Origin of the sequence: Mycobacterium gastri (assembly GCF_002102175.1) — a bacterium.
In the GTDB taxonomy this organism is placed as follows: domain Bacteria; phylum Actinomycetota; class Actinomycetes; order Mycobacteriales; family Mycobacteriaceae; genus Mycobacterium; species Mycobacterium gastri.
Window position 1 is genome coordinate 1 of sequence record NZ_LQOX01000001.1, and the last position, 6,961, is coordinate 6,961.

The window sequence follows — 6,961 nt, forward strand, 5'->3', positions numbered from 1 at the left end:
CATCACTGGCAAACGGGTGGTCCCATGACCGTGGCTAAACCCTGCTCAAACCGGTCCCATCACGGTGGCGGTCGACACCGCATTATTGGCAAGCATTATCGGCAGGCGGGATGCCGGACCCCGATGGCATCGTGAGCGGAGTCGTCTGTCGTCGTCCACACCCCGCGCGGGTTGGGTGATCGCCACCAAGGCCGCTTTGGTGAGGCGGACGGCTCGGGCCAGGGCGCTCAGAGACGTTTCAAGCGTGATAGGGACCTGAGCTAGAGGTGAATTGACCACCGAAACGGGGGTGCCTACGCTACCGACAACTCGGGAGGCTGTTGATATATGTCGACACCCAAATGTCGGCGGCGCGAGTGCCCGCCAAGGACGCGAGTCACCCGTCGGACCTCTTTCCGACGTGGATGAAGGTGGCACGACCGCGGTGGTGATGGTGGCGATGCGATGCAGCTGCGGTATATAAGCATCCCGCTTCTGATCGGTGAAACAGGTGGCGATCCGTGGGCCATCAATCAGAGCCTGCAAGCGGGTCGGCCGGCGCAAATCTCCGATTTGGCGGCAGCATTTCATGCCGCGGGCCGGTGTACCGCCGAGTCCAACGCCGCCTTCGAGGAAGCGCGTAGCCGCTTTGAGGCGTCATGGAACCGGGAGAATGGCGAGCACCCGATCAACGACTCTGCCGAAGTGCAGCGCGTCACCAAATCGCTGACCGCGCAGTCGGTGCGATTGCCCAAGATTGGTGTCGATCTAGAAGGCATCGCCGCGGCGTTGGCCGAGGCGCAACGCGGTGCGGGTACTCAGGTCGCGGCGCTGGAGGCCGAGTTGCAGCAGATCGACGACGAAATCGGCCAAGCATTGCAACTGGAAAAGACCGTCGCTCTGACCGCTGCGGAGAGATCGGCGGTCGACGCGCTCATCGACGCTCTTGAGCAACAAGCAATCGACGACACCAGAACTGCCCTGGACCGCCTGCAGTCCATCCGTAACGGTTACTCCGATTATCTGCAGCGGGCGCTGAACAATCTGCGTGCCGACGGGTATGACCCGGCGGCTGTCCAGGGGTTGGACGCCCCCCAATCGCCGGCCAAACCCGAAGATCCGGTACAGATTCCGCCTCCGGACACAAAGTCCGAAGATGTCAAGAGGTGGTGGGATTCACTCAGCCAACAGCAGAAGGACCAGCTGGTCGCCCAACACCCTCCGGAGCTGGGCAACCTCAACGGCATCAACGCCATCGTCCGAGACAAGGTCAATCAGGCGGTCATGACCGACGACATCGACAGGATCGAGAACATCGCCAGTCAGCATGGCGTGTCGGCCGCGGATGTCCTGGAAAATCCTGGCCGGTACGGTCTTTCGGCAAGCGATGTCACTCGGTACCAAAACGCCACGAAAGCACGCGATGGGCTGAACTACGACAAAGGGCCGGAAGGGCCTAACCAAAGGCCTGTCATGCTGTGGGCATATGACCCGTTGGCGTTCAATGGCTGGGGTAGAGCGGCAATCGCGATCGGGAATCCGGACTACGTACGCAACACCGCGGTCATCGTTCCCGGCACCGGCAGTAGCGTCGCGCAGGGGTGGATGTCCGGGCACCAAGACGCCATCAACCTTTACGACCAATCCTTGGCGGCAGACCCCGAACATCACTACACGTCAGTGATCGCTTGGATGGGATATGAGGCGCCCCATGGTTTTTCCGAGTTGCGAGTGAGCGAGCCCGGTCGGGCGCGGGCCGGCGGTGACTTGCTGGCCGCAGATGTCAACGGCCTTTGGGTAACCCATAACAGCCTTACGCCCCAGCACGTCACCGTCATCGGGCATTCTTACGGGTCGACAACTGTTGCGGACGCTTTCGCCCATGGCAATATGCATGCCAACGATGCAATCCTGATCGGTTGTCCCGGAACGGATCTGGCTCGCAGCGCCGCTGATTTTCACCTCGACGGCGGACACGTCTATGTTGGCGCGGCCGCCACCGACCCTGTCAGCTGGATCGGGCAGGGCAGTGGCATGCCCGAAGAATGGCTCAAATTTCGGCTGCGCGAACGGGGTTTACCCATTCCCTGGGATGCCGGTCTAGGACGTGATCCGGCGGGTGACGGCTACGGGTCGATTCGCTTCCACGCTGAGGTCACCGGATCTGCGGATATGGACAGGCACGACCACTCGCACTATTACGACATGGGCAGCGAAGCGCTGCGCGCCATGACCGACATCGCTAGCGGCCACTCCGACCGCCTGGCTACCGACGGACTCCTCGCCGACGGTCGGCGTCAGCCACACATCGGACCGTTCCGGATACCCGGCATACCTGCGTATAACGATCCAGAACGCGACCGTCCACGCGATACGATCCGCGACAACCATGCATATCCCGCGTACGAACGCCCCTGATCTCCGCCGAATAGCCTGGCGGACTGCGGTGTTCATCGCGGTCGTGCTGTCGACTGCCTTGGGAGGGTGCTCGCTGATGTTTCCCCACCGGCATGACAGTGGCCATTCGGCGAACCCGCTATCTGACGAGCAAGCCGAGGCCCAGGTCGTCGACGCGGCCAAACAGATCTCGCAACTTGTCAGCCTGCCGGACGTCTATGGGGGTTTCGCGTTCCAATCATGCAATGACCAAGGGGTTCCGCCTTACCGCGGGGCAGTCGAAATGAGCTTCAGGCTGCCGTTGGACGACAGGAAGGGCTATCCCGCCGAGGTCGACCCGGACGCATTTTTCGATCAGATCGCCGCGACGATGGTCGCGCACGGTTGGGCCGACGGGCCACCACCTGGACTACATCCGAACGGACGAGTCATCAACAGCAACGGCGTCATGGCGATCATGTCCTGGGGGCCGAGCCCCGGGTGGAGCCGCATCCAGCTCTACGGCGAGTGCCGGAATCTGACCGATCATCGTGGTGACGGAAAGACGAGCTGGAAAAAGATCACCGATCAGCTGCATAAGGGTTGACCCACGTGAGCGTGCCACTGACGGATATGCGGGTTTGGATAGCCGGCTGAAAGTCCTCCGCTAAGGCTAGGGCTATACGACCGCACGCCAACGGTTTTGGAGCACGAGATTCCAGCCGCCAATTGTGATCAAGCGGATTGGTCAGCCTATTCTTTCGTCTCGTCGTCAGCAGGCACCACCATGATCCGGCGCGTGGACCTGGTAACCACGGGTGGTTTTCCGTCGTCAGACTTCACCGGAACACTCGGTGGCATCGTCAAGCGGCCCTTGACCGGCTGCCCGTTGGGCACAACCGGCGCCGAAACCCGCTTCTCGACCGGCTTGTCCTTACTACCGCCTTCGCCGCCATGACCCATCGCGCCCGGCGGAACCATCGGCATGCCGGTCGGACCCATCGATGCCGACGTGGGCGCCATCCCACCGCTTGGCGGCACCACCGACTTGGCCGCTGCCCCAGCAGGTGTTGTCGGTGGTGACGACGTCGGCACCGGCGGCGGTCCCAGATAACCCGTCGGGGTTGTGCCGCCACCGCCCCCGCCACCGATGCCCCCGGCACCACTGCCGCCGCCGAGCCCGGATTCTTCGCCGATGCTGTCCACGAGCCGGGCGCCGTCCGCAGACTCCAGCCCCTGCGCGCCGTGGCCTTGCTGAAGCGCGCTCATCAGCGGCTGCATTGCGCCCTGGCCGGCCTGCATCGCCTGCTGTGGAAGCTGGGTGAGTGGCCCCAAGACGCCGCCAACCGCCCCGCCAACGGCACCGGTAATGCCGGACACCACTTGTTGGATCATCTGGGTAGCCCCCTGGGCGCCCGCCTGCGCACCGACGCCTTGGAACTGCTGTGCCGCATTAGCCTCATTGGCCGGGAACTTCCGCGCGGCGTCGGCCGCGTGCGCCCGACGATCCAGATCTTCCTGGGCGCTCGAAGCCACATCGCCGGGAACGCCGAGATTGCCGGAGGCACCCAACGCTGATTGAGCCTGGTCTGCTGGGGCGGGTCCTGGCGGCGGAACGATATTCGGCACGACCTGCGGCGATAACGGCCCGTACAGCGCCTGTTGTAAGGTCTCCGGCGTCACCTTGATCGGGACTCCGCTGGAGTTGGGCGGAATGGCCGGAACTCCCGGAGCCGGGAACGGGAATGGATCCGCAGTCATGTCGTCACCTCAACCTCGTCTGGGCTGACCTGAGGCCGCTCCTTGGTTGTCTTGCACGCGCCGCTGGGTGCGTCATCATGATTTTGTCACAGCACAACGTGACAGGTATTCACCCCGAGGGGCCGGCGGGGCCTATGCGACAGTATCCAGCGTTACCGGTCCGAAGCCGACAGTCCTGCAACGTCACCCGGGTGCTGGAAGCACGGCCTGGGAATCACCAAAACTCCCTACGCAGCAAAGCCTCCGGAGCCCTCGCGTCGAGCGACTACGGCAAACCACGCCATGTGATAGTTCGCGAGATACTGATGCTCGTCGATCAGCGCATCGATTGCCGACATGAGCATCCAATCCCCAAGGGCCGATAGCTCGTGGTCCGGGTATGCGTTGAGCACCGACTCCTGGATCGCGGTCAGCCGCTCTCGCAGCAATTGGGTTTCGCTTTCCAGGACGCCGGTTTTGCGCACTGCCGGCGCTGCGATGGCTTGCGCTATCCGCGGGAGGCCGTCGCGACGACGCACGGCCTCGACGAGGGTCGGTCCCAGTTCGTCGACTTGAGGCGCTGCGGAGCGCGCTGAGCGATCGCCGCTGAGCAGAGGTGCATCGGGATCCGGCTCGCCAATGTAGGCGTTCGGCTCGTGTGCCGCCGCGGCCACGACGGCTCCCAGCAAGTCGACCACGCTGACATCGCGACGCCGCGCGGTTGGCTCGAGCAGGGTCACGTTGGCAGGCAGTCGAATGTGGGGCGGGATCCACCCCCCTGCAAGATCCGTGACCAGGAGGGTGGTGGTGCCATCCTCGCGCAGTCCGGCCGCCCAGGACAGCCGCGGTTCCTGGCGAGCCACCGCATCGACGAGGCGCTCCAGCCGTTGTTGCTCGGCCGCCCTAGCAGAAACCGCACCGGCGGCCGCTCCGGATGTGGCCGACACTGCCGATGCTGCGGCCATTGTGGTTCCGCTTGCGCCGACCTGCGCACCCGTGGTGGTGCCCGACGCCGTGCGCTCGACCGGAGAAACCAGCGGGCCCCCGGCTGATGGTGACGACGCCGACGGAGCCACCGGCGCACCGGAAACCGGCCCTGCCACAGCCGACGGCGTGGGCCCGGCAGCGACGACGGGTGGGCGGAGGTCGGAGCCATAAGCGGGCAGCGATCCAGCAGGGACGGCCGGGCCACTGCAGGCGTCGCGGGCGCGGACATCGGCGTGCCGGTTACCACCGTTGGTGTTACCGCCGCCATGCCGGTGTCACCGGCTGCCATCACCGGGGTGCCGGAGGCAGTCGCTGACGTGTCGACCAAAGGGTGGATTGCTGCTGATTCGATCCCGGCTGCGGCCATGGTCGGTGCAGACACCGGTAGCGGGGTAGGTAAGGGAGAAGCCGTCTGCGGTGCGGGTGTTGATCCCGATTCCATCGCATGCATGGCGCCTGCCGACAATGATTGCGTACCCGCGGCAGCCGGTTGCCCCGTCATCATCCCGGTGGCAAACGATTGCCCAAGCGAGGCAGGCGACATGCCTTGCCCCGAGGCCGCCGGTGAGAATGACCCGCCGGGTAGGCCGGGGGCTGCTGGTATACCGGTGGGCATCCCTGGTGTGGTTACCGGTGGTGGGACGGCTGGTGGGCTGGGCGGTATTGGTCCTTGGCTGCCGCTCCAACTAGCGTCACCTAACGCTGGCAGCGGTGGCCGCAGACTGCCGCTCTGGGCAATCCCAGCGCTACCATTAGGTCGGCCTGCACCGGGTCCTATCGCCACCGACGGGTCCGCTCCACCGGCAGCGAAAGTCGCGGCGGTATCGCTGCCAGGCCCGCCAGCACCGCCACCTAACGCTGGTTGCAAATTTATGTCGTCTTGAGTGATAGGCGGCGCCGCTGGAGCGGAATCCACGTTAAAGCCGTTGGCACGTGCCCACGTTCGAGCATCGCCACCCACACCTTCGGCATCGAGTATCTTCTGCGTGGCCGCCACGACCTTGGCTACCGCGGCACTAGATGCGTTCGCCGCGTCAACATTGCACCGTCCTTGAATCGCCTCTATTTCCACCAGCTGCTCTGGGACTGGCTTTTTGGATGCAAGTACGTCATCGATTTCTCTATTGCCTGTATTTGCGATATCTGTCAACCGGCTTCGCAAATAGTCGATCGCGTCAGCGCCTGTATTGAAAGCTTCCGCTTTTACCTTATATTTTTCCGCTTTATCGAGTTCGGATTGTTCACCCCTAAAATACCGAGAAATCAGATCCTCAGCGGTTTTTCCTTCATTCTCTGACAAGAGATTCCGCTGGTTCCGCAGACTTTGTGCAGCTCTTGCTTTTGCGTCATCCATGTCGCCCAGTGGCGGGCGCCCGCACGCAGAGCCGTCGACTGGGCTGGCCACCAAGGCCCGATTAGCGCCGCTGTCCACTTACCAGCCGGGAGGTCACCCGCCATCGCATAGCCTCTTCATCACAGCATTCTTGGCGTTGCCGTCATCAAGGGCGACTCGCCATTCAGCTTCAGTGCCAACACTGCTCATGACGGTTGTAGTGCGGTACGCATCAGCAAGAGCATGTGCTGCGTCGCGGTATTTCGCATTGAGGGCGGGATCGGCAGAGGAGTTTTCTAGCATGGCCGCCGAGTTAGTAAGTGTTACGCGAGCTAGTGCTTTGTCGCTTCCATTGGTGTCAACCTGCACCGCGCGCGCCACTAGTTTGTATGTGTCGCACAGTTTCCGTTGCGCCACGGCGTCATCAGCAGCGGTGTAGGTGGGCGCCGTGGTCGTTGCCGGCGGAACCCGTGATGCATCAAGTCAAGATGCCCGCGAGATCTGATCCATGCATCAGGTAAGGAATGCCCGCGAAAATGGGTCTCC

General features: G+C 63.4%; 6 protein-coding genes. 3 read left to right on the forward strand and 3 right to left on the reverse strand.

Features of this window, described 5'->3' with window-relative positions:
- The first annotated feature begins 444 nt into the window (after positions 1-444).
- Positions 445-2,397 carry a putative alpha/beta hydrolase gene (locus AWC07_RS00005; RefSeq protein WP_036408431.1) on the forward strand — a complete coding sequence of 651 codons (1,953 nt, stop codon included), beginning with the start codon at positions 445-447 and terminating at the stop codon, positions 2,395-2,397.
- Between the two features lie 76 nt (positions 2,398-2,473).
- Complete coding sequence (locus AWC07_RS00010; protein ID WP_085104896.1) at positions 2,474-2,962, forward strand: hypothetical protein; 489 nt, start codon at positions 2,474-2,476, stop codon at positions 2,960-2,962.
- 146 nt (positions 2,963-3,108) lie between these two features.
- Here the strand turns inward: AWC07_RS00010 and AWC07_RS27885 are convergent, their stop codons facing one another.
- Complete coding sequence (locus tag AWC07_RS27885) at positions 3,109-4,116, reverse strand: hypothetical protein (protein WP_036416122.1); 1,008 nt, start codon at positions 4,114-4,116, stop codon at positions 3,109-3,111.
- A 227-nt stretch (positions 4,117-4,343) separates the two neighbouring features.
- Positions 4,344-5,198 (reverse strand): DUF5631 domain-containing protein, encoded by an 855-nt coding sequence (locus AWC07_RS28230; protein WP_244187374.1) that lies wholly within the window; start codon positions 5,196-5,198, stop codon positions 4,344-4,346.
- A gap of 746 nt (positions 5,199-5,944) precedes the next feature.
- Here AWC07_RS28230 and AWC07_RS28235 point away from each other — a divergent pair.
- On the forward strand, positions 5,945-6,379 hold the full coding sequence (locus tag AWC07_RS28235) for a hypothetical protein (protein WP_036409025.1): 435 nt from the start codon (positions 5,945-5,947) through the stop codon (positions 6,377-6,379).
- 150 nt (positions 6,380-6,529) lie between these two features.
- On the opposite strand, the gene AWC07_RS00030 is transcribed toward AWC07_RS28235, so the two are convergent.
- A complete protein-coding gene (locus AWC07_RS00030; protein ID WP_244187375.1) occupies positions 6,530-6,784 on the reverse strand; it encodes a hypothetical protein in 255 nt (84 codons plus the stop codon).
- Positions 6,785-6,961: the final 177 nt, after the last annotated feature.